Below are 21,811 nucleotides of genomic sequence, written 5' to 3'. Positions count from 1 at the left end.
CTCCTATTAATGCGCATGAAACGTATTATAACATACGTTTTAGTATAAACAGCCAATGAAATACTATTCTGATAAGGCGAAATAGGGGGACAATAAAAAAGAGTATGGTTCATCTCTATAGAACCATACTCTTTTTTTATGCTGATTTTTTCTGTTTAACGGCTGGAATAGATCGGTTTAAAATACTATTTGCAACCATTCCTAACATAATAATAATCATTCCAAGTAGGGAAAGCCCGCCAGGAAACGAACCATTCAAGAAAACAATTTCTCCAAGTACGGTAAAGACCATCGTTCCAGCTTGTGTTGCTTCAACAGCTCCAAGTAAAGCCAGGTTATCTTTTGCTAAGTCAGTAGCAAAGAAAAATGTCATCGTTGCAATAACGCCGGAACATAATGCTAACAAAAATCCTTGAAGCATTTGGCTAGATGTTGGAATACCCGTAGTAGAAAATCCGTATACACCAAGCAAAATTGTTATAGGAAGACTTCCAATTGCCATTCCTAATACACGTTGGAACGTATCAAGGCGTCCGCCAACAAGCTCCATCATTTTTCGGTTACCGAACGGATATAAGAAAGCGGCTAATACGACAGGTAAAAAACCTGAAATGAACTGAGTCATTGTAATATGGCCTGCGGCAGTTGCTTGCATACAAATTACACCAAGTAAAATAAATAAAGCAACATATAAGCTACGAAGTGGAATTTTTCCACGTACAAGTTTCGTACCTGATTTTGTTTCTATTTTCACAAAAAATAGTGGTGATAGTAGTAAACCAGCTAAAATCGTAACTTGCCAAGTTCCAGCAACGAGCCAAGCTGGAGAAAAGACAGCTGCGAAACTTAATAAAGAATAAAAACCAATACCGGCAACAGAACCCCATCCGATCCACGCCAATGGATGTTTTTTTAACTCTTTCCATAATCCCCTAAAGTTTTTGCGAAATAAAACGATAAGGAATAAAATAGGGAGAGCAAATAAAAAACGGAAGGAAGCTGTCCAAGCCCAGCTCGTTCCAGATACATTCATTGCTCTATTAATAATAAAGGTTGCAGAAAAAAAGGCCGATGATAAAAGACCTAATAAAATTGCGCGCATGAAGTATAGCACTCCTTTCGAAAATAAATAATTATGTATAGTATGATATACTTTAATTTAATAAAAGTAAACTATTTTATACTTTGAGGTGGTTTTATATATGAAAGAAAATGAAGATATGCAAACGAAAGAAGTCATTCAACAAGTTGGACAGTTATTGAGACAAATTCGAAATGAACAGAAATTAAGTTTAGAAGAATTAGCTCATAAAACAGGAGTTAGTAAATTAACATTAGGAAAGATCGAAAGAGGGGAAACAAATCCGACGCTAGCTGTCATTTGGAAAATAACGAAAGGGTTATCAATTCCTTTATCTAGATTAATGGTTTTTGGAGAACCAGTAGCCGTCGCGCGCTGTGGAGAAGGATTTGCAGTAGATGTAGGACAAGCATGGCATTTAGAAACGATGTTCCGTTATACGAAAGAAACAGGGATGGAAATGCACCGTGCTTGTTTACGATCAAATAGTATATATGAACCAGAAGCTCATCATGAAGGTGCGATTGAGCTTGTAACGGTAATGAAAGGGAAAGTGTCTATTCAAGTGGAGAATGATGTATATGAATTAAATGAGTTTGATTCCATTCAATTTGAAGCGAATAAGAAGCATATTTATAAAAATGAAGAAGAAGAAGTGGCGGTATTACATTTAACGATGAAATATTCTTCATGAAAAAATCCCCTATAGAAAAATCTATAGGGGATTTTGTATACACTATGCTCAAATATATGAAAGAATGTTATTAGTAAGAGCGTGGCATAAGTAATAAACAAATAAAATAAACTAAAAACCCCGTCCCAAAACATAAAACTGCAATGACCCAAAGTATGCGAATGAGAGTAGAGCTAATATCAAAATATTCTCCTAAACCACCGCATATACCAAATAGCATTTTATCAGTTTCGGATTTACATAATCTTTTTGACATCTTCCAATACACTCCTTTTTATAGCAAACTCTATACTTCTATTCTATATGGAAATCTATGAGGAGACTATGAGGTTGTATGACATTTTTTTAGGGAACAGTCATATTAATTGTCTTAATTTTCAGTTGATATTAAAATTATAGTAAGAGGTAACTTTTAATAAAGGGTGGGGAAATAGAGATGACGGTATATTGGTTGACTAATGTAACGCTTGAATCGGGGTATACATATGAAGAGGGGAGAATTTCAAAAACAGAAACAGAGTTATGTAGTTTACTTATTGAAGAGGGACGAATTAAAAAAATTATAGTAGGGACTGTTCAAGAGGAAGGGGTACTCATTCTTGATGCTAATCGTTTATTAATTTTGCCCGCTTTCGAAGAGATGCATATTCACATTGATAAGACATATTATAGTGGTCCTTGGAAAGCTTGTATGCCAGCAGAAAGTATTTTTACACGTTTTAATGAAGAAGAAAAAATTTTACCAAAGCAATTAGCGACTGCCCAAAATAGAGCGGAAAATATGCTAGAGTTACTACTGCAAAATGGTGCAACGAATATTAGAACGCATTGTAATGTTGATCCAATTATTGGGCTTGGTAATTTGGAGGCGACGTTAGCGGCATTAGAAACATATAAAAATCGAGTGTCTAGTAGAATTGTTGCGTTTCCGCAACATGGATTATTGCGCAGTAATTCTGTGCAACTCGTGAAAGATGCGATGCGTATGGGTGCTCATCTAGTCGGAGGCGTAGATCCAGCTACAGTGGATAATGACATTGAAAAATCATTACATACAATTATGGATATCGCAGTAGAATTTAATGCGGATGTTGATATTCATTTGCATGATGCGAATAATCTTGGAACCTTTACGATGAAGAGATTGGCAAGTTTAACAGAAGAAGCAGGATGGCAAGGTCGTGTAACAATTAGTCATGCACTTGGACTTGGTGGTGTTACTGATAAAGAGGCTGAAGAAGTGGCAGAAAGACTCGCAAATGTAAATATTGATATTACTTCAACGGTACCAATTGGTAAACAAGTAATCCCAATTCCGTTATTAGATAAAAAAGGTGTTAAGGTTTCATTAGGAAATGATAGTATTACAGATCATTGGTCACCGTTTGGAACAGGTGATATGCTTCAAAAGGCGAATCGATTAGCAGAGCGTTTTGGGTGGAGTGACGAAAGGTCTTTAGGAAAAGCACTTCGCTTTATTACAGGAGGAAAAGAAACGTTAAATAATAAAGGGAAGCGAGTATGGCCGAATGTAGGGGATGAAGCGAGTTTTGTTTTGACAAATGCGACATGCGCTGCTGAAGCAGTAGCGCGTCAAACAGAAAAACGTTTAGTCGTGTATAAAGGAAATATTGTTGTTGGAATTTTAAATGAGGTGGAATTAAATAATCTTGTGTAGAAGAATCGTTTAAATATTTTGAGGGGGGTTCTAATGGTAAGTCTAGAACTCTTCTTTTTTATTCTTACAATATATTTTTTATAGGAAAGCTAGAAGGGATGAAAATTTTGGACAATCAACATAACCAAAATCATATTATGGGAACTTTGCAATGGTTTATATTTTTATTAGCAAATTCAATCGCACTACCAATTGTCGTTGGCGGATTATTTCATCTTACGACGGAAGAAATATTTTATTTAATGCAGCGTACGTTTTTTGTAGTTGGTATATCTTCTTTTTTACAAGGCTGGCTTGGGCATAGACTGCCAATTGCGGATGGGCCGGCTGGGTCTTGGGTTGGTGTATTTACCGTACTTGCTTATGCAACGGCCGGACAGGATCAATTACATAGTACACTGCAAATTTTAGAATTAGGAATGATAATCTCCGGTGTTATTTTAATAGGATTAGGAGTAACTGGTTTTATAGGACGTATTTTATTTTTATTTACGCCGCTTGTGACAGGGACGTTTTTACTTTTATTATGTTTACAATTAAGTGGTGTATTTTTAAAAGGAATGTTAGGAATTACAGCTACTATTTCTCAAATCGACGGATTTACAGCAATGATCGCGTTTAGTATATTTTTGTTCGTTATTATACTATCTAATTTCGGAAAAGGCTTTGTCAAAAGTTATGCAGTTTTAATAGGATTAATTAGTGGGTGGATTATTTTTCTCATTGCAGGAAAAGTGACAATCCCATCTCAAGTAACTCATTTTGTGCAACTTCCACATATATTTGCTTGGGGACTTCCAAAATGGAATACAGGTATGGCTGTGTCAAGTTTCGTTATGGTATGTATTTTAGTTTCGAATACGGTGGCAGCTATTATAGCAATTAATCAAGCAACTATTCATAAAGCGACTATTGAACAAAAACAGTTGAAAGATGGAACATGGGTTGGGGGGATTTCACATATCATCTCTGCTGTATTTTCAACTGTAGGTGTCGTTCCGTTACCAGCAACGGCAGGATTTATACGTTTAACAAAACAAAAGTATATACGATCGTTCTTAATGGCATGTGCGTTACTAGTCGTAATGTCTCTTTTTCCAAGTATTATTCGTTACTTAGCATCTTTACCATCTGCTGTCGCATCGGCTGTTTTAATGGCTTCGTTCGTACAGTTAATTGGAATTGGATTTAATAATATAAAACAAGTGCCGATGAGTGAAAGGAATGTAACGATTTTAGGCGTTGCAGTATTATTTGGCAGCGGCGTTATGTTTTTACCGTCTGGAGCACTTCAATCCTTGCCGTCTGTTATGCAATATATATTCGGTAATGGTTTATTTGTAGGTACGGTTGTAAGTATATTGCTAGAACAAATATGGCGCGTTGGAAAGTAAGTGGATAAAAGGAGTGTACGCACTGTATAAAAGTCTAAAATAACATAGGAAATAAAGCCCATTTTCATTCACCACCTGCACATTTCGTTCATACAATATCTTGACTAAATAAACACCCAACTTACACATACACAGCTCTGGCTTAAGCAAGGAGGGTTATACCAGTTGAAGGAAAAAGCGTATCAATCTAAACCTTTACTCACAAAGAGAGAAAGAGAAGTATTTGAATTACTGGTTCAAGATAAAACAACGAAGGAAATTGCAGGTGAACTTTTTATAAGTGAAAAGACAGTTCGCAACCACATCTCAAACGCAATGCAAAAGCTAGGGGTTAAAGGACGTTCACAAGCAGTTGTGGAGCTTCTTCGTATGGGAGAGCTCGAACTATAAGAAAGCAGCCGACTTTTATACAAAGAGTCGGCTATTTTTTTGTTTGCTTCACTTGCTATATGAATGATAAGAACACTCCATACATAAATAGGTAATAAGGAGGGGATAAGTTGAAAAGGATACTGTTAGTTTCAACAAGTGCTCATGATATGAATGGACACCCGACTGGTTTGTGGCTTGAAGAGCTCGCAGCTCCTTATCATTTATTTAAAAAGGCTAAGTTTGATGTTGATATTGTGTCAATAAAAGGCGGGAGAGTACCTATAGATAGAGTGTCTATTCCGAATGGTATACCTCGTGAATTCAAGTACGTAGCTTCTTTATTGCAAAATACAAGGCCGATTTCAAATGTTCATTTTTCGGATTATGATGCGGTTTTATTTGGTGGTGGGCACGGGGCGATTGTAGATTTTCCAGGTAATCCATATGTAGCAAATTTGATTGAGAATATGTATAACAATAACCGGATTGTAGCGGCTGTTTGTCACGGAGTAAGCTCCTTAGTCGGTGTGAAAAATAAGGATAGCTCGTTTTTTGTTGCCGGTAAGCGTATAACAGGTTATACAAACGATGAAGAAAAAGCTGTACATTTAGAAAAGCGCGTTCCGTTTTTGTTAGAAAGTAAGTTGAAAGAAGAAGGAGCTTTGTTTTATGTAGCGCCTAATTTTACGCCGCATGTGGTAGTAGATGGGCATTTAATTACAGGGCAAAATCCACAGTCGAGCGTGGAAATAGGTAAGGCTATAAAAAGGGCTGTAAATAAATTATAGAAAAAGTACCCGCTACTAACAAAGGTAGTGGGTATTTTTATCCTAAAATTCCCCCCTCAGAATTGGTTTGTAACCGTCCAGTTGGTGATAATGGATTCTAGTTCTTTATGTATAGTATATGAAAATGTAATAAACTAAAAAAGCATAATGAGTATAATAACTTCATTTATAATCATTCGTGAATTTGCTATACTATTTTGTATGGACAAAAGGGGAGGCTCTTTTAAATGAGAAAAGTCGCATGTGCAAATACTTATATTAATAAAATAAAGCCCGTTATTAGAAAGACGAGTTTTAGCCAATTGAAAATAGATGAAATTGCGAAATATATGGATATTAGTAAAGCTACTTTATATAAACGTTTTTCTTCGAAAGATGAAATTATTGAGGCGGTAGTAGAGGATTTTATGAATTATCTACTCGAAGGTGATGCGGATAATCAAGATGAAAGCATGTCTTTTGCAGAACGTTTCCAAAAGACGTTTATCCACTCTTTAAAATGTGTGACATATATTTCCGATGTTTTTTTGCAAGATTTGAAAGAAGCATATCCGCATTTGTCAGATCAATTAGTCGCTGCACAACAAAATCGTAATCATAATTTGCAAATGTTTTTTGAAGCGGGTATGGAACAAGGTTATTTTAATAAAATGAATGCACAATTATTTATGGTACAAGATGATGTGATGTTACGACGTATTATAGATCATTCTTTTTGTATTCAGTACGATATTACTTTAAAGAAAGCAATACTTGATTTTTATCAATTAAAGAAGTATCAACTTTTTAAACCAGAGTATATAGAAGCAATTGATGATTCTGAAATTGAAAAAGAAGTTATTGCTATTTTGCAAATGATTTCGTAAAAAAGCAGATCTCCCTTAATAGAGGGAAATCTGCTTTTTTTAGTACATATTATTTTTGCAACTGTTTTAATACTAATTCGGCTACTGGACCACCTGAAGCTGGGTTTTGACCAGTGATAACACGATTATCTTCTAGAGCAAAAGCTTCCCAAGGCTGTGCAGCTTTTTCGTAAAGTCCTCCATTTTTAATGAGTTCATCTTCTGTTAAAAATGGAACGAATTGATCTAATTCAGCTAATTTTTCTTCTTCATTTGAAAAGCCTGTTACCTTCTTACCGCTAATTAAACGATCCCCATTACTTAATGTAATATGAAATAAACCAGCAGCTCCATGACAAACGGAAGAAACAATACCGCCGTTTTCATAAATATTGCGGCTAATATTTTGAAGTTCTTTATTTTCTGGGAAGTCCCAAATAACCCCGTGACCACCTGCGTAATAAATAACAGCGTAGTCTTCTGGATTCACTTCACTTGGTTTCATTGTAGAACCGAGGCGATTCATAAACTCTTTCTTTTGGTACCATTCCCAATCGATGCTCTCCGCCATTGCTAAACTATGTGGATCAATTGGTGTATAACCGCCTTGTGGACTGACGTAATCAACTTCGTAACCCGCTTCTTCTACTTTTTTTACGAAATGTACAGCTTCACCGAGCCAAAGTCCGGTAGCCCTATTTAAATTTGGGTATTTTTCTACGCTTGTTAATACAACTAACATTTTTTTCTTCATCATAATCCTCCTATAATGTCTCTTCTATATAAAAGTTCTGTATTCGTTTCATTTTATTAAGTTAAAAAATGCAAATTTGAATAATCATGCCAGTCCTCCTTATATCAGCTTCGAAATTAGTGTATAATAACTTTTGAACAAAGTAAACTAAAAATACTAAATTAGTTTATTTTGTATGTTTTTCGTTGACAAACTGTAATGCTGAAACTATGATAGTTCCATGAATATCGAACAACATATGTGTTTCGTTTCGAATCCAATTTATCGCGCGATAAATTAGCACCATTTATACATTTAATGAAGTTGTTTAGTGGTGATACAACATTTAAATAACTTCATTTTTTTATCTATAGTTTGACAGTTTTAAAATTGCAATCAGGAGAGTGTTACACATGGGGAAAGATATAAGTAACCATTCGAAATGGTTTGTTTTTACATTATGTTTTATTGTTTTGTTAGGACCGATGAACGCTGTGTTATTTAATGTAGCGCTAGAGGATATTGCTAATGATTTATCAATTAGTCAATCGAAAGTAAGTTGGGTTGTAGTAGGGTATTCTTTAGTCGTCGGTATCGGTTCGATGATATATGGAAAACTGGCTGATCGTTACAGTGTAAAAAGGCTATTAATTATTTCTATTATCATATTTGTAGCTGGTTCTATTGTTGGGTTTGTAAATCAATCTTATGAGATTATCATTTTCGCAAGGCTAGTGCAGGCGAGCGGAGGAGCAGCGTTTATTGCGCTTAGTATGATTGCGGTGGCTAAATTAGTTGCTCCAGCTAAAAAACCGGGTGCGTTAGCAATGATTAGTTCTTCTATTGCATTAGCGGTTGGTATTGGACCTTTAGTTGGTGGGGCAATTACAAATACGTTAGGGTGGCCGTATTTATTTTTATTTATGGTTATTTCAATGGTTGGTATTTTCTTGCTCGTAAAATTTATGCCAGAAGAGGTGCAACATACCGATGAAGTGTTCCACTTTGATTTCATTGGAGCATTTTTATTATTTGTATTGATTACGACCGTTTTATTAGGAGTGAACATTAATAGTTGGCTTTTTGTGTTATCTGTTGCTTTCCTATTTTTATTCAAGGCTCATATGAAGAGAGCAGAGTCGCCGTTTATTGATATTGAGTTGTTTACAAATAAACCATTACTGCGTTTAATAGCGGTCGGATTTATCATTAATGTGGCGTTATGTGCTAGTTTATTATTATTACCATTACTGTTAGGAAGAGGGCACGGATTGTCTCCGTTCGTTATTGGAATTGTATTGTTTGTTGCATCTCTCTTTGGTATTGTATCTAGTTTTATTACCGGAAAGATTATTCCTGCGTTTGGGAATGTGAGGATGATGTATGTAGCGTCTGTAGTTATGATCATTGGCTTTTTAATTTTAGGGATTATTCCAGACGGGAACTTACTCTTTATTTTATTTGCGGTTATTTTAACATTTATGAGTTATTCGGCAATTCAAGTATCATTAAACACATTTATTCCGAAAACATTAAATCCAGCTAAAGTTGGAGTCGGCCTTGGTTTATATAATTTAATTAACTTTTTCGGTATGGCATTCGGACCAGCTGTAGCAAGCAAAATTATGGAATCTACAAATAGTTATCGATTGAATTTTATTTTGATCGTCATTTTAATTTCTGTTCATTTCGTCTTATTAATGGGAATGTCTTCTTTTCAAAAAAAGATGGAGCAATGAATATGCATTTTATATAGAAGAAACCGACTTTCTTATAGAAGGTCGGTTATTTTTCTATCTTGCAAATTATGAAAAAAAGGAGCAAAATAAAAAAGGTCCTAGTCTATACATGGGCAAATGAAAATTTTCATACAGAAGCATTTGAAGTGAGCGAACTTAAAGTGTGTAAAATATAATGATAAACATAAAAGATGATGAATGAGAAAACGGGTGATGAAGTTGAATAGAGCAATCGGTGTTATCGATTCAGGAGTTGGCGGTTTAACAGTAGCGAAGGAATTAATTCGTCAGTTGCCGAAAGAGCGTATCATATATTTAGGAGATACAGCACGTTGTCCTTATGGTCCACGTTCTCGAGAAGAAGTGCGTCAATTTACGTGGGAAATGACGGAGCATTTACTAGATTTAAATATTAAAATGTTAGTTATTGCGTGTAATACAGCAACTGCAGTTGTATTAGAAGAGATGCAAAAACAATTACCAATTCCAGTAGTAGGAGTTATTCACCCAGGATCACGTACAGCTTTAAAAGTGACAAACACGTATCACGTTGGGATTATTGGAACGATTGGAACGGTGAAAAGTGGTGCATACGAAGAGGCGTTAAAGTCTATTAATAACCGTGTTATGGTAGAAAGTTTAGCTTGTCCACCTTTCGTTGAACTTGTAGAGAGTGGGAATTTCGAAAGTGAAATGGCGTATGAAGTTGTAAGAGAAACGCTGCAACCACTGAAAAGTACCGATATTGATACACTTATATTAGGGTGTACACACTATCCAATTTTAGGACCTGTTATTAAAAAAGTAATGGGAAATAAAGTACAACTAATTAGTTCTGGTGATGAAACAGCACGTGAAGTAAGTACAATCTTATATCATAGTAAAATGTTGAATGAAGGAGAAGAACAAAGCGATCATCTCTTCTTAACAACGGGAAAAATAGGCTTGTTTAAAGAAATTGCATCAAAATGGTTCGGTCAACCGATTGAAAATGTGAAGCATATTCATTTAGAAAAAGAATAATAGTAGAATTCATATAGGTGAGCTCCTGAGAAATCAGGAGTTTTTTGTTTTATCTTGCTATTTGCTGGGCAGTTAGACCCTCCACTGATTAAAGTTTCACTTTATAAGAGGCACAGCTTGTTCTAAAATGTGAAACGGCTCGTATACATAATAGTACAAACTTAGATTTTAGGGGGGAATGGCATGCCTAAATCCACTTTTAAATGGGTTGTTGGTGCTACTGTGAGCGCTGTTTTACTAACAGGGTGTGGCTTTATAAATCAGGAGAAAGCAACTGAACAAATTGATCCGCCAAAACAAGTTACGTATACAGAGGGTGGGAAGAAAGAAGTAGCTAAAAAAGATAAGCAAGGGCAAATGGTAAATAGAGAACTATACCTTGTTGATAAAAATGGTTATGTTGTACCACAAACGTTAGCTATACCTACCCCGAAAGCAAATGAGACTGTGAAGCAAACGTTAGAATACCTTGTGAAAGATGGACCGGTAACGAATTTATTACCGAATGGGTTTCGTGCAGTCATTCCGGCGAATACAACGATGACTTTAGATTTGAAAAAGGACGGGACGGCAGTTATTGATTTCTCTAAAGAAATGAAAAACTATGCGAAAGAAGAAGAGCGTCAAATCATTGAATCTATAGCGTGGACGTTGACGCAATTTACAGAGATAAAACAAGTGCAGTTCCAAATAAATGGTGAGAAATTGGCGAAGATGCCGGTTGCTGGTACACCGCTTGGTGAAGGAGTGAGCCGTGCAAATGGTATTAACTTCGATGATGAACAAGTAGCAGATGTAACGAATACAAAACCAGTCACACTATATTTCATGGCGCAAAATAATAATAAACAGCAATACTACGTACCAGTCACACGCCGCGTTGCGGAAGGAAAAGAAAATGATTATGCAGCAATTATAGATGAACTTGTAAAAGGTCCGATTCATCAATCGCTCCTGAATGATTTTAATCCAGGCGTTAAGCTTATTACGAATCCGAAATTACAAGACGGAAATCTTACATTAAACTTTAATGAAAATATATTTGTAAACCCAGATAAAAATATGATCTCAAATTACGTATTGAAGTCGTTAGTTTTATCTTTAACAGAAAAGAAAGGTGTGAAAAATATTTCTATTGAAGTGAATGGAAAAGCAAATCTTATAGATGAAAAGGGCGGAAAGTTAATAAAACCTGTAGATCGTCCAGAAAACGTGAATACAGGTAGTTTTTAATCTTGAATAATTTGATATACTTAAGTAAGAAAGGAGAATTGCTTTTTGGGTTCTCCTTCTTTTATTGTATACATATCATACATTTAAATTTGGCTATACTAACGAGTAGTAATTAAGAGGAGGTTATTTTTATGCGAGTAGATGGTAGAGAGAAAACAGAATTACGCCATATACATATTCATACGAATTATTTAAAACATCCAGAGGGATCTGTATTAATTGAAGTTGGGGATACAAAGGTGATTTGCTCAGCAACAATTGAAGAGCGTGTACCACCGTTTATGCGTGGAGAAGGAAAAGGATGGGTAACAGCTGAATACGCGATGATTCCGCGTGCAACAGAACAACGTACAATTAGGGAGTCAAGCAAAGGAAAAGTAACAGGACGTACAATGGAAATTCAACGTCTAATTGGACGAGCATTACGTGCGGTAGTTGATTTAGAAGCGCTTGGCGAGAGAACAGTTTGGATTGACTGTGATGTTATCCAAGCAGATGGTGGAACGAGAACAGCGTCTATTACAGGTGCATATGTAGCGATGGTATTAGCTTTCGAGAAATTATTACAAGCAGAAAAAGTATCTAAAATTCCAGTAAAAGATTATTTAGCAGCAACGTCAGTAGGAATTGTTGAAGAGCAAGGTGTTGTTTTAGATTTAAACTATCCAGAAGATTCTAAAGCAGACGTTGATATGAACGTAATTATGACTGGAAAAGGCCAATTTGTTGAAGTGCAAGGAACTGGAGAAGAAGCGACGTTTAGTAGAGCGCAGTTAAATGAACTACTTGATGCTGCGGAAAAAGGCATTTTCCAACTGATTGATATACAAAAAGAAGCTTTAGGTGACATCGTATCTCATATAGAGTAGAGGTGGAAAGTATGAAACAAGTTGTTGTAGCGACAAAAAATATGGGAAAAGTACGTGAGTTTGCTGAGTTATTTGAGCGATTTGATTTAGAAGTGAAATCATTACACGATTTTCCTCATATTGAAGAAGTCGAAGAAACTGGTGAAACATTTGAAGAAAATGCGATCTTAAAAGCGGATAGTTTGAGTAGACAGTTGAATTCTATCGTAATTGCGGATGATTCGGGTCTTATTGTAGATGCTTTAAATGGAAAACCAGGAGTGTATTCAGCGCGTTTTGCTGGTGAACCGAAAAATGACCAAGCAAATATCGATAAAGTGTTACAAGAATTAAATGGCGTTGACTTTGAAAAGCGTAAAGCTCGTTTCTATTGTGCATTAGCAGTTGCTTTCCCTGAAGGTGATAAAAATCCTGTCATTGTAAATGGGACATGTGAAGGATTTATCTTAGAACAACGCCGCGGAGAAAATGGCTTTGGATACGATCCGATTTTTTATGTGGAAGAATACAAAAAAGCAATGGCGGAATTAAGTTCAGATGAAAAAAATGCTATTAGCCATCGTGGCCGTGCTCTTCGTAAGTTAGAAGAAAAAATCCCGGAATGGTTTTTAGGAGAATAAGGGAGAGAGAATGATGAAAGCTTTAATCGTAAGCGATAGTCATAGCTCTGTGAAGGAATTACAGCAGTTGAAAGAGAAATATGAAGGGAAAGTAGATATCATGATTCATTGCGGTGATTCAGAGCTAACGCCTGCTCATGAAGAACTGCAAGGTTTCCATGTTGTAAAAGGAAACTGTGATTATGCTAACTTTCAAGATGAAATTGTAACTGATGTAGATGGAATTCGCTTCTTAGTAGTGCATGGACATCGCCATAATGTGAAAATGACATTACAAACGCTAGCGTACCATGCTGAAGAAGTGGGAGCGCAAGTTGCATGCTTCGGACATTCTCACGTATTAGGTGCGGAATTAATCGAGGGCGTTTTATTTATTAATCCAGGCAGTATTTTATTACCACGTCAGCGTGTAGAAAAGACATTTGCTTTATTAAAAATGGATGAAAATCAAATGGAAGTTCGTTTTGAAACGTTAGACGGACAACTAGTTGAACAAGCAGTTTTTAAAAGAGGATAAGAAAATTTATCCTCTTTTAAAAAAGGTGTTGACTTTATGTGTGGTTATACATATAATAAATATTGTCGATAGGGCAACGGCGCTAACGAAGAAAAGAAAATAACATATGCGGGTGTAGTTTAGTGGTAAAACAAGAGCCTTCCAAGCTCTGGTCGAGAGTTCGATTCTCTTCACCCGCTCCATGTCCCAGTAGCTCAGCCGGATAGAGCATACGCCTTCTAAGCGTACGGTCGGGAGTTCGAATCTCTCCTGGGACGCTAAAAAAACCTTGTTATCTTTTGATAACAAGGTTTTTTGTTTGTCTACAAATTGATGTATGTGCAAGAAGTGTAAAATATAACGCAATATATGATAATTATTATTTATTATGGATGGAAGTACATTAAGAAAAGAGCGCCATTTATGCGCCCTATTCCTCTTATTTAATTTAAAGAATCAATAGGTTTATGATGGAACTCAAATCCATATCCAGATTCTCCTAATTGTTCACTTACAATATTATAAAACTTTTTCCCGTAAAAACTAGGTTCATTCTGCGAATACACTTGTATAATGAAATGTGTTCTTCCTATTGTACTTGGAACTTTTTCGTAGATTTCATCACTTTCAATGAATCCTAAATATGTATTGATTTTGTCTTGTAAAAGTAAAATGTGTTCATCGTCAAGTTCTTCGCTTTTATTCCACTCTAAAGCATCAAAGATTGTTAAGTATACATTATCTTTATTATCCTCATCTATTAAAACTAAATCGACTTGATCCGTATCATGTAATGCCATATAAAAGCCTCCTTATTCTTCTTTTCTTATTACATTTATTTTCGTTGGTGGGATCTCTTCTAAATGTTCAAATGGTGGTTTGTTCCTACTTTTAACTATTGCACCTGATTCCGCAATTTCAGGGAAGGCTTTTTTCTGATTTTTAGTAAGAGGTGCAGTAGGTGAAGATTTTAACTCTACTAAGTCAATCTCGCCATTTGCGTCCTTGCCTCCTATATCTATACGAGTGCGTACGCCCGATTTTGTTTGTACGGTTATTTGTTCATTCAATTCAGATTTAGGTTTTTGTTGTTTTATAACCTCGAACATTTTTGTTTCGTATTCTTTACCTGCTAAGCTATTAGCTTTTAAAGTTTTCCGTTGTTTTTCTAGTGTGGCTGCTGCATCTATTGCATTGGAAACTTTTTTGCGCCTTTGACTACTTTTATTCCCTTACCAACAGGCGTAAGCCCCGCAAAAACCATGACACCAGCACCAGTGCGTTCCCACCATGAAAGTTTTTCGCCAGTATCGGGATCAACACCTTCTATAACACGTCGTACATCGTATTCTCCCGATAACTCGCCCACTAGGTCTCTAGTAACTTTCTCTAAACTTTCACCATCTTTTTTCGAAGAAGATGCACCAGGTGATGTGTTGTTATTTTCTGAAGAAGGAGTATTAGCTATAATCTCACTTTCAACTAGATTGCCGTCGTACTCAGCATCTGCCGTGCGGAATTTTTCCGCAACTCTTTCTAATTCGGTAGCTATTTTATCGAATTCCATTAAAACTGTGAACATTTTTGGTTTAGCTTCGTTAAACATTTGATAGAAATGTTGGCTAGTTGCTCCTGCCCAGTTTGCGGCAATATGTTCTGTTTGATTGTATAAATCATTATGTATTTGTTCTAAGGTGTACCGTACGTTCTTTACCGTCTTGGCTACTTGCTCTAGACGTTCAGGTGTTACTTTTATTTGTACCATACCATCCCTGCTTCTCCTATAATATTTTCACAAGAAGTGATTACTTATAAGTTTCGCGTCTAGTTTGGGTTATAATTGTAGCTCATTCTTAATATCTGTAACCGTTCCTTCGATATTAAGCAGTTGTATATGTAATTCTTTTTCTTAAATAAAAGGAGCGCCGTTTATGCGCCCTGTTCCTCATAGTATTTAATTTAAAGAATCAATAGGCTTATGATGGAACTCAAATCCATATCCGTATTATCCTAATTTTTTACTTAGAATGTTCTAAAACTTTTACCATTCTAGTACGATTGAGCAGCAGTTATCGGAACTTATCCCCGGCAGTGTGTTACAATTAATAGAAGCGGAAAACGAGAATCTCCAATTGACTGGACCTGTGATTGGTTAGAGGGTTTAAGAAGGTCGTATAAAAAAGGGAGATGGCGCAAAGATGGCGAGATCAAATGAGAATGATTTAACGGAGAAATTGGCAGAAGGTCACCGAAAATATGGTGACGGCAACTTTACAGTACAGAACATTGGTGATGAAACTAACCCGAATTGGACTGTTGTAAAAAATGTGAGGAAGGGATCGGCAGGCATTCGCGAGGGCGAAGATATATTAAGACTGCGATCAAAATATATAAAATAGTATGGAAATGGCCGGAGTGGGAGTTCGAATCTCTCCTGGGGTGCTAAGAAAACCTTGTTATCTTTTGATAACAAGGTTTTTTGTGTATTTTAAATTAGTTGTTAATAAACTTGTCAAAGACAAAACCATAATCTTTCACATTATATTGTTTCTTCGTATCAACAAGCCAGTTAAAGGCAATCTCGTTCATTTCTTTAAATTGCTCTGCTAAATTTACTTGTGCGTTTGAAATGCGGCTAAAGGCATTAGATGCCATATCTAAACTTTTATGTGCATATTGTAATGTAATATCGTTGTCGTATGAAATTTCTTCGATTTTAAGTAAAGCCTTATATAAATCTTTTAATTCTTCAATATGTTTTTTATGAACATCAATTGAGTAATGTTCATCGCCCATTTGAAACTTAATTTCTACATCTAAATCAATCGTTCCTGCAGTTTCAAGTGCTACGTTTTTAATTTGATATTTGCTATAGCTATAGCGGCGCAGTGTACGTTTTTTGCTTGTTGCGCTTGTACCGTCTAAGTGAATTAACCCTTTGTTTGTGAAGCAATATTCATCTGATTTGGATTTAATTAGAAAATAAATTTTCTCCCCATCTTCATGCATCACATAATCATCAGCATCGACCTTATCATAGTCTTTAGGTGTAATGACAGAACCTACATCGCTTAGTCCTAATACATCTGCCGCCATTTTTTTAAACATATATAATCCCCCTTGTAAATTAAATTCTTAATTGTACAAAAATATATTAACACGATTTTCACCCGTTGTTTTCTTGTAATACGAAAATATCTGAAGGTAAGTTAAGAAAAGTAACGAATAATTATTTTGATTCTAAATTATTTAGTAAATCTATTAGTTTAAGAGTCTATTCGCTGAAAAATAACCAAGAGAAAAAAGTTAATTTTGCAAGTGATTATAGAGAAATTCCGTGAAAGCACATCAAGCGATATGAGGTGTTTTTCAATCTCTTTTTGGAATCTTACAATTCTGTAAGGTAACTGTAAGGTAGTTCGATGGTAAGAAATTGCTAATCTTTTATAATGAAGATAACAACGATAAAACGAGGAGGCAGAAATGATGAAAGGGTTAGTTGTAACGGGCTTAACGGTTGCTTTTGGATTTGTAGCGTATGAGAAATTAACGTATGTAGTTGATGTTGTGAAACATTTGATCGCTTAGAGAAAACAGCCATGAGAGGGAAAGGGAATGAGTGAATGAATGGAATGGTTATTTGGAATTATAGGTACTTGTAGTGTAGTGTTATTGTTCTTTGTCCCAAGTGGTATACTTAGTTCGACAACAAGTTTGTTCTTCTTAAGTTTGTTTGCTTGTACGATGCTTATTATTATGTTTTTAATGAAGCGAAGTAAACCAATCTTCTATTTTAGCATGATTGTTATGGCAATTATTGTTCTCCAAATTATTACCCTTGTAATATACCCCACAATTATAAAAGCTTTCCATTAATGATGAATCCTCTGCGCTTGTTGCTGGGGATTTTTATTTGTACAATTTTAATTTTTAGTAGAAATTTATTCGTATTGGAATGTAAAAATTAAATATTTTCATATTTAAAACAAATAGTTTAGGGATGTTGTGTTCTCATTACGCATTTGATATATTTACTTTGAACATAATTAAAATCAAGAAAAAGAGGCGGACGTATGGATAAAAAAGAAAATACGGTCGTATTGTTTCCACAACTATCAGAGCGCTATATTGATGAAGGTTTTTTAGCGCTGAAAGAGCGGGAATTCGAAGATGCATTGCGTTGCTTTGAAATATTACGTCAGTATAATGCGGAAACGGAACAAACGGAATTAGCTTCAGTTATTTGTTTACTCGAATTAAAACGTATGGAAGAAGCGAAAGGCAAATGTGAACAGTTGCTTAAAACAGGAGTTGTCTTATTTGGTGATATTCTTGAAACGTACGTAACTATTTTAGTTCAAACAAATGATTATGAAGGTGTTATTGAAACTGTTGAAAAGGTTTTACAAACGAAAGATATAATGCCTGATCAAAAGGAAAAATTAGCGCAGCTTGCTTTATTTGCAGAAGGTATGCTAAATGAGGGAGACGCATCGCTAGTGGATTCAAATTTTGAATTGGATGAGTTTACTAATGAAATTTTTGGAGAAAACTTTGGACAGAAGCTAAGAGCGATTCAGCGACTTTCGTTAAAAGACTTAGATCTTGCATTACCTGTTTTAAAGAAATTTTTAATAGACGAAGAGCAGCACCCCTATTTGAAAACTTCTATTTTGTATAAAATGATAGAAAGTCAGGTAGAAGAAGAAATAGAGGTAGAAAAGTTTGGAAATACGATTAAGGTGATTCCAGCATTTACAGGTCATAATGAGGAGCAATCCAATAACATTATACATAAATTATCAAGCCGATTAGAGCAAAATTATCCCGATATATTTGAAGCAATGGTTACATATTGGAAAGAGTTGCAAATTAGCGTTTTCCCATTCGCTCTATTAATGGATAAAGAAGAGATTTGGTCAGCTGTTTTAGAGAGAATTGGAAGAAAGCGTTTCGGATTGGCTATAGATGAAGAAGAGCTTATGGCAGCATATAATATCGAATTGGAAGAGTTTCATATTGCCTATCAATGGTTATTACGTGTTGAAAGAGAAGGATATTTGCCCGTATAATTATGAAAAAGAATCGTTCAGTTCTTGAAACGAGCATATTCTATGTTATAATGTAAGGGTTGCAAAAGGCAGAAATCTGCCTGTTTGTAAGAGAAGAGAAGTGTAATTCTCTTACTTAATATGTTTCATATTATTCTCGAACAAAATATACCGTAGTTGTCTTCTGGGCAATTAGTAGATTGGAACATTATATCTGAAAGCTTTTGCTAGAGGATTATTTGTGTATTTGTTATTTCAAAAAAGAGATAATGAAGATCTTAATCTATAGAGGTATGTGCATACATTATTATAGTTGGAGGGAAAGAATAAATGTCTACAAAATGGGAAAAATTAGAAGGTAACGTTGGCGTTTTAACAATCGAAGTTGATGCTAAAGAAGTAAACAACTCTATCGACGCTGCGTTCAAAAAAGTAGTAAAAACAATTAACGTACCAGGTTTCCGTAAAGGAAAAATGCCTCGTCCATTATTCGAACAACGCTTTGGTATTGAATCTTTATACCAAGATGCTTTAGATATTATTTTACCAAAAGCATACGGTGAAGCGATTGAAGAAGCTGGTATCTTCCCAGTTGATCATCCTGAAATCGACATCGAGAAGTTCGAAAAAAATGCTAACCTTATCTTCACTGCAAAAGTTACAGTGAAACCTGAAGTTAAATTAGGTGAGTACAAAGGTTTAGCAGTAGAAAAAGTTGAAACAACTGTAACTGACGAAGATGTAGAGAACGAATTAAAATCTTTACAAGAGCGTCAAGCTGAACTAGTTGTTAAAGAAGAAGGAACTGTTGAAAACGGTGATACAGCTGTAATCGACTTCGAAGGTTTCGTTGATGGCGAAGCATTTGAAGGCGGAAAAGGCGAAAACTACTCTCTAGCAATCGGTTCTGGTACATTCATCCCAGGTTTCGAAGAGCAAGTAATCGGTCTTAAATCTGGTGAGTCTAAAGACGTTGAAGTATCATTCCCAGAAGAGTACCATGCTGCTGAATTAGCTGGCAAACCAGCAACATTCAAAGTAACAATTCACGAAATCAAAACAAAAGAACTTCCTGAGTTAAACGACGAGTTCGCTAAAGAAGCAGACGAAGCGGTTGCAACTCTTGATGAATTAAAAGCAAAACTTCGCACAAACTTAGAAGAAGGCAAAAAGCACGAAGCTGAGCACAAAGTACGTGACGAAGTAGTAGAATTAGCTGCTGCTAACGCTGAAATCGAAATTCCAGAAGCTATGATCAACACTGAGTTAGATCGTATGGTTCGTGAATTCGAGCAACGTTTAAGCCAACAAGGTATGAACCTTGAGCTTTACTACCAATTCACAGGTACTGACGCTGACAAATTAAAAGAGCAAATGAAAGAAGATGCACAAAAACGTGTAAGAATCAATCTTGTTCTTGAAGCTATCATTGAAGCTGAAAACATCGAAGTTACTGAAGAAGAAGTAACTGCAGAAGTTGAAAAAATGGCTGAAATGTACGGTATGCCAGTAGACGCTATCAAGCAAGCTCTTGGAAGCGTAGACGCTTTAGCTGAAGATCTTAAAGTGCGTAAAGCTGTAGACTTCTTAGTAGAAAACGCTGCATAATAAAATAACAAGGCACGATTTTAATCGTGCCTTGTTTTATAAATATAGAAATATATTTATAAAACTTTTCGATGGAGAAGGAAAAGTTCCTTTACAAGTCGAATATACATATTTCAAAAGTTTTAAAATTTTTTTATTTGTACATAACTAGTCATATTATTTGTATTTCTCGCCACGTAGTGACATAATATGTATTTACATACGATACATTTATCGTGTACATACGAAGGCAAGAGGTTAGCACTTTGTAAGGGGTGTGAAAATATGTTTAAATTTAATGATGAAAAAGGGCAATTAAAATGTTCTTTCTGTGGTAAAACACAAACGCAAGTTCGAAAGTTAGTGGCAGGTCCAGGTGTTTACATTTGTGACGAGTGTATCGAACTTTGTACTGAAATTGTACAAGAGGAGCTTGCGAAGGACGAAGAAGTAGAATTCAAAGATGTACCGAAACCGGTAGAAATTCGTGAAATCTTAGATGAGTATGTCATCGGGCAAGATAGCGCGAAAAAAGCACTAGCGGTAGCGGTATATAACCATTACAAACGCATTAATTCTAACAGCAAAATTGATGATGTAGAATTAGCGAAGAGTAATATCGCACTTATCGGGCCAACAGGTAGTGGTAAAACATTACTTGCACAAACGTTAGCGCGTATTCTAAATGTTCCATTTGCAATCGCGGACGCAACATCTTTAACAGAAGCTGGATATGTTGGGGAAGATGTAGAAAATATCTTACTAAAATTAATTCAAGCAGCTGATTATGATGTAGAGAAAGCGGAAAAAGGAATCATTTATATTGATGAGATTGATAAAGTGGCACGTAAGTCCGAAAATCCATCAATTACACGTGATGTATCTGGTGAAGGTGTGCAGCAGGCACTTCTGAAAATTTTAGAAGGTACTGTAGCAAGCGTTCCACCTCAAGGTGGTCGTAAGCATCCGCACCAAGAGTTTATTCAAATTGATACAACGAACATCTTATTCATTTGTGGTGGAGCGTTTGATGGCATTGAGCCGATTATTAAACGTCGCCTTGGTGAGAAAGTAATTGGATTTGGTTCTGAGAAGAAAAATGCTGATGTAAATGAGAAGCATGTTTTATCTCACGTATTACCAGAGGATCTTTTAAGATTTGGTTTAATTCCAGAGTTTATCGGTCGTCTTCCAGTTATTGCGAACCTAGAGCCACTTGATGAAGATGCTCTTGTTGATATTTTAACGAAACCGAAAAATGCACTTGTTAAGCAATTCCAAAAACTATTGGAGCTTGACGATGTTGAGTTAGAGTTTGAAGAAGGTGCACTAATCGAAATTGCGAAAAAAGCAATTGAACGTAAAACGGGTGCTCGTGGACTTCGTTCTATTATTGAAGGCTTAATGCTTGATGTAATGTTCGAACTTCCATCTCGTAAAGATATCGAGAAGTGTATTCTTACAAAAGAAACAGTAGCTGATAATGAACCGCCAAAATTGGTGTTACAAGACGGTACTGTACTTGATACAAAAACATCTGCATAATGCGAAAGGGAAACAGCAATTTTTATAATTGCTGTTTTTCTTTATGTTTAGCTACGTTCCTCC

Annotated in this window: 24 protein-coding genes and 2 tRNA genes; 19 read left to right on the top strand and 7 right to left on the bottom strand. The window is 35.6% G+C overall.

The window, feature by feature from the left end; all coding sequences use genetic code 11:
- Positions 1-136: 136 nt before the first annotated feature.
- Entirely contained in the window at positions 137-1,102 is a 966-nt protein-coding gene (locus ACQRBL_RS22535) for a DMT family transporter (protein WP_001201639.1), read from the bottom strand.
- Between the two features lie 100 nt (positions 1,103-1,202).
- On the opposite strand from ACQRBL_RS22535, the gene ACQRBL_RS22530 reads away from it, so the two are divergent.
- On the top strand, positions 1,203-1,775 hold the full coding sequence (locus tag ACQRBL_RS22530; protein ID WP_000661921.1) for a helix-turn-helix domain-containing protein: 573 nt from the start codon (positions 1,203-1,205) through the stop codon (positions 1,773-1,775).
- Between the two features lie 70 nt (positions 1,776-1,845).
- Here ACQRBL_RS22530 and ACQRBL_RS22525 read toward each other — a convergent pair whose 3' ends face one another.
- Entirely contained in the window at positions 1,846-2,031 is a 186-nt protein-coding gene (locus tag ACQRBL_RS22525; protein ID WP_000044337.1) for a PspC domain-containing protein, read from the bottom strand.
- A gap of 180 nt (positions 2,032-2,211) precedes the next feature.
- Here ACQRBL_RS22525 and ACQRBL_RS22520 point away from each other — a divergent pair, with 180 nt between their 5' ends.
- The 5 genes from ACQRBL_RS22520 to ACQRBL_RS22500 all read left to right on the top strand — a co-directional run bounded on the left by ACQRBL_RS22520 (position 2,212) and on the right by ACQRBL_RS22500 (position 6,873).
- Positions 2,212-3,453, top strand: a complete 1,242-nt coding sequence (locus ACQRBL_RS22520; RefSeq protein ID WP_411996252.1) for an amidohydrolase family protein — start codon at positions 2,212-2,214, stop codon at positions 3,451-3,453.
- A gap of 98 nt (positions 3,454-3,551) precedes the next feature.
- Positions 3,552-4,847, top strand: coding sequence for a purine/pyrimidine permease (locus tag ACQRBL_RS22515; protein WP_000697130.1), 1,296 nt, complete (start codon positions 3,552-3,554; stop codon positions 4,845-4,847).
- A gap of 165 nt (positions 4,848-5,012) precedes the next feature.
- A complete protein-coding gene (gerE, locus tag ACQRBL_RS22510) occupies positions 5,013-5,237 on the top strand; it encodes a spore germination transcription factor GerE (protein WP_000659484.1) in 225 nt (74 codons plus the stop codon).
- 149 nt (positions 5,238-5,386) lie between these two features.
- Positions 5,387-6,007 (top strand): type 1 glutamine amidotransferase domain-containing protein, encoded by a 621-nt coding sequence (locus ACQRBL_RS22505; protein ID WP_411996257.1) that lies wholly within the window; start codon positions 5,387-5,389, stop codon positions 6,005-6,007.
- Positions 6,008-6,234: 227 nt separating this feature from the next.
- Positions 6,235-6,873, top strand: a complete 639-nt coding sequence (locus tag ACQRBL_RS22500) for a TetR/AcrR family transcriptional regulator (RefSeq protein ID WP_029443378.1) — start codon at positions 6,235-6,237, stop codon at positions 6,871-6,873.
- A 49-nt stretch (positions 6,874-6,922) separates the two neighbouring features.
- Here ACQRBL_RS22500 and ACQRBL_RS22495 read toward each other — a convergent pair whose 3' ends face one another.
- Positions 6,923-7,606 (bottom strand): type 1 glutamine amidotransferase domain-containing protein, encoded by a 684-nt coding sequence (locus ACQRBL_RS22495; RefSeq protein WP_000728514.1) that lies wholly within the window; start codon positions 7,604-7,606, stop codon positions 6,923-6,925.
- A gap of 392 nt (positions 7,607-7,998) precedes the next feature.
- On the opposite strand from ACQRBL_RS22495, the gene ACQRBL_RS22490 reads away from it, so the two are divergent.
- The 8 genes from ACQRBL_RS22490 (at position 7,999) to ACQRBL_RS22455 (ending at position 13,843) form a co-directional block, all read left to right on the top strand.
- Positions 7,999-9,324 carry an MFS transporter gene (locus ACQRBL_RS22490; RefSeq protein ID WP_000513864.1) on the top strand — a complete coding sequence of 442 codons (1,326 nt, stop codon included), beginning with the start codon at positions 7,999-8,001 and terminating at the stop codon, positions 9,322-9,324.
- Positions 9,325-9,537: 213 nt separating this feature from the next.
- Complete coding sequence (gene racE, locus ACQRBL_RS22485) at positions 9,538-10,347, top strand: glutamate racemase (protein ID WP_016512279.1); 810 nt, start codon at positions 9,538-9,540, stop codon at positions 10,345-10,347.
- 183 nt (positions 10,348-10,530) lie between these two features.
- Entirely contained in the window at positions 10,531-11,580 is a 1,050-nt protein-coding gene (gene gerM / locus ACQRBL_RS22480; RefSeq protein ID WP_001126743.1) for a spore germination protein GerM, read from the top strand.
- Positions 11,581-11,711: 131 nt separating this feature from the next.
- Positions 11,712-12,449: a ribonuclease PH gene (gene rph / locus ACQRBL_RS22475; RefSeq protein ID WP_063548706.1), complete on the top strand. Its 738-nt coding sequence runs from the start codon at positions 11,712-11,714 to the stop codon at positions 12,447-12,449.
- An 11-nt stretch (positions 12,450-12,460) separates the two neighbouring features.
- Positions 12,461-13,069: an XTP/dITP diphosphatase gene (locus tag ACQRBL_RS22470; RefSeq protein WP_053563597.1), complete on the top strand. Its 609-nt coding sequence runs from the start codon at positions 12,461-12,463 to the stop codon at positions 13,067-13,069.
- 13 nt (positions 13,070-13,082) lie between these two features.
- Positions 13,083-13,586: a metallophosphoesterase gene (locus tag ACQRBL_RS22465; RefSeq protein WP_411996251.1), complete on the top strand. Its 504-nt coding sequence runs from the start codon at positions 13,083-13,085 to the stop codon at positions 13,584-13,586.
- Between the two features lie 108 nt (positions 13,587-13,694).
- Positions 13,695-13,768, top strand: a tRNA-Gly gene (locus tag ACQRBL_RS22460).
- Between the two features lies 1 nt (position 13,769).
- Positions 13,770-13,843: transfer RNA gene (locus tag ACQRBL_RS22455), tRNA-Arg, on the top strand.
- Positions 13,844-14,008: 165 nt separating this feature from the next.
- Here ACQRBL_RS22455 and ACQRBL_RS22450 read toward each other — a convergent pair.
- From ACQRBL_RS22450 to ACQRBL_RS22440, 3 genes are all read right to left on the bottom strand, one after another.
- Positions 14,009-14,365: a DUF6572 domain-containing protein gene (locus ACQRBL_RS22450; RefSeq protein WP_001173693.1), complete on the bottom strand. Its 357-nt coding sequence runs from the start codon at positions 14,363-14,365 to the stop codon at positions 14,009-14,011.
- A gap of 12 nt (positions 14,366-14,377) precedes the next feature.
- Positions 14,378-14,674: a hypothetical protein gene (locus ACQRBL_RS22445; RefSeq protein WP_043924711.1), complete on the bottom strand. Its 297-nt coding sequence runs from the start codon at positions 14,672-14,674 to the stop codon at positions 14,378-14,380.
- 77 nt (positions 14,675-14,751) lie between these two features.
- Complete coding sequence (locus ACQRBL_RS22440; protein WP_043924710.1) at positions 14,752-15,330, bottom strand: WXG100 family type VII secretion target; 579 nt, start codon at positions 15,328-15,330, stop codon at positions 14,752-14,754.
- 433 nt (positions 15,331-15,763) lie between these two features.
- Here ACQRBL_RS22440 and ACQRBL_RS22435 point away from each other — a divergent pair, with 433 nt between their 5' ends.
- Complete coding sequence (locus ACQRBL_RS22435; protein ID WP_000124460.1) at positions 15,764-15,964, top strand: hypothetical protein; 201 nt, start codon at positions 15,764-15,766, stop codon at positions 15,962-15,964.
- 94 nt (positions 15,965-16,058) lie between these two features.
- Here the strand turns inward: ACQRBL_RS22435 and ACQRBL_RS22430 are convergent, their stop codons facing one another.
- Positions 16,059-16,673 (bottom strand): PH domain-containing protein, encoded by a 615-nt coding sequence (locus ACQRBL_RS22430; protein WP_000473872.1) that lies wholly within the window; start codon positions 16,671-16,673, stop codon positions 16,059-16,061.
- Between the two features lie 519 nt (positions 16,674-17,192).
- Between ACQRBL_RS22430 and ACQRBL_RS22425 the strand changes: the two genes are divergently transcribed.
- The 4 genes from ACQRBL_RS22425 to clpX all read left to right on the top strand — a co-directional run bounded on the left by ACQRBL_RS22425 (position 17,193) and on the right by clpX (position 21,748).
- Positions 17,193-17,441: a hypothetical protein gene (locus ACQRBL_RS22425; protein WP_001983650.1), complete on the top strand. Its 249-nt coding sequence runs from the start codon at positions 17,193-17,195 to the stop codon at positions 17,439-17,441.
- A 197-nt stretch (positions 17,442-17,638) separates the two neighbouring features.
- The gene (locus ACQRBL_RS22420; protein ID WP_023523120.1) at positions 17,639-18,637 is read left to right on the top strand and encodes a hypothetical protein; all 999 of its coding nucleotides are present in this window, start codon (positions 17,639-17,641) and stop codon (positions 18,635-18,637) included.
- Between the two features lie 309 nt (positions 18,638-18,946).
- Positions 18,947-20,224: a trigger factor gene (tig, locus tag ACQRBL_RS22415; protein WP_000105215.1), complete on the top strand. Its 1,278-nt coding sequence runs from the start codon at positions 18,947-18,949 to the stop codon at positions 20,222-20,224.
- A 264-nt stretch (positions 20,225-20,488) separates the two neighbouring features.
- Positions 20,489-21,748, top strand: a complete 1,260-nt coding sequence (clpX, locus tag ACQRBL_RS22410; RefSeq protein WP_000472289.1) for an ATP-dependent protease ATP-binding subunit ClpX — start codon at positions 20,489-20,491, stop codon at positions 21,746-21,748.
- Positions 21,749-21,811: the final 63 nt, after the last annotated feature.

It is taken from the genome of Bacillus sp. AF62 (genome assembly GCF_050312695.1).
Lineage (GTDB): Bacteria > Bacillota > Bacilli > Bacillales > Bacillaceae_G > Bacillus_A > Bacillus_A cereus.
The sequence above is the reverse complement of the archived record's forward strand: the minus strand, read 5'-3'. Positions and strand labels throughout refer to the sequence as shown.

Coding starts and splice junctions, on each gene's coding strand:
- ACQRBL_RS22535 (WP_001201639.1), bottom strand. CDS start 1,102: ATGCGCGCAATTTTATTAGGTCTTTTATCATCGGCCTTTTTTTCTGCA.
- ACQRBL_RS22530 (WP_000661921.1), top strand. CDS start 1,203: ATGAAAGAAAATGAAGATATGCAAACGAAAGAAGTCATTCAACAAGTT.
- ACQRBL_RS22525 (WP_000044337.1), bottom strand. CDS start 2,031: ATGTCAAAAAGATTATGTAAATCCGAAACTGATAAAATGCTATTTGGT.
- ACQRBL_RS22520 (WP_411996252.1), top strand. CDS start 2,212: ATGACGGTATATTGGTTGACTAATGTAACGCTTGAATCGGGGTATACA.
- ACQRBL_RS22515 (WP_000697130.1), top strand. CDS start 3,552: ATGAAAATTTTGGACAATCAACATAACCAAAATCATATTATGGGAACT.
- ACQRBL_RS22505 (WP_411996257.1), top strand. CDS start 5,387: ATGAATGGACACCCGACTGGTTTGTGGCTTGAAGAGCTCGCAGCTCCT.
- ACQRBL_RS22500 (WP_029443378.1), top strand. CDS start 6,235: ATGAGAAAAGTCGCATGTGCAAATACTTATATTAATAAAATAAAGCCC.
- ACQRBL_RS22495 (WP_000728514.1), bottom strand. CDS start 7,606: ATGAAGAAAAAAATGTTAGTTGTATTAACAAGCGTAGAAAAATACCCA.
- ACQRBL_RS22490 (WP_000513864.1), top strand. CDS start 7,999: ATGGGGAAAGATATAAGTAACCATTCGAAATGGTTTGTTTTTACATTA.
- racE (WP_016512279.1), top strand. CDS start 9,538: ATGAAGTTGAATAGAGCAATCGGTGTTATCGATTCAGGAGTTGGCGGT.
- gerM (WP_001126743.1), top strand. CDS start 10,531: ATGCCTAAATCCACTTTTAAATGGGTTGTTGGTGCTACTGTGAGCGCT.
- rph (WP_063548706.1), top strand. CDS start 11,712: ATGCGAGTAGATGGTAGAGAGAAAACAGAATTACGCCATATACATATT.
- ACQRBL_RS22470 (WP_053563597.1), top strand. CDS start 12,461: ATGAAACAAGTTGTTGTAGCGACAAAAAATATGGGAAAAGTACGTGAG.
- ACQRBL_RS22465 (WP_411996251.1), top strand. CDS start 13,083: ATGAAAGCTTTAATCGTAAGCGATAGTCATAGCTCTGTGAAGGAATTA.
- ACQRBL_RS22450 (WP_001173693.1), bottom strand. CDS start 14,365: ATGGCATTACATGATACGGATCAAGTCGATTTAGTTTTAATAGATGAG.
- ACQRBL_RS22445 (WP_043924711.1), bottom strand. CDS start 14,674: ATGTTCGAGGTTATAAAACAACAAAAACCTAAATCTGAATTGAATGAA.
- ACQRBL_RS22440 (WP_043924710.1), bottom strand. CDS start 15,330: ATGGTACAAATAAAAGTAACACCTGAACGTCTAGAGCAAGTAGCCAAG.
- ACQRBL_RS22435 (WP_000124460.1), top strand. CDS start 15,764: ATGGCGAGATCAAATGAGAATGATTTAACGGAGAAATTGGCAGAAGGT.
- ACQRBL_RS22430 (WP_000473872.1), bottom strand. CDS start 16,673: ATGTTTAAAAAAATGGCGGCAGATGTATTAGGACTAAGCGATGTAGGT.
- ACQRBL_RS22425 (WP_001983650.1), top strand. CDS start 17,193: ATGGAATGGTTATTTGGAATTATAGGTACTTGTAGTGTAGTGTTATTG.
- ACQRBL_RS22420 (WP_023523120.1), top strand. CDS start 17,639: ATGGATAAAAAAGAAAATACGGTCGTATTGTTTCCACAACTATCAGAG.
- tig (WP_000105215.1), top strand. CDS start 18,947: ATGTCTACAAAATGGGAAAAATTAGAAGGTAACGTTGGCGTTTTAACA.
- clpX (WP_000472289.1), top strand. CDS start 20,489: ATGTTTAAATTTAATGATGAAAAAGGGCAATTAAAATGTTCTTTCTGT.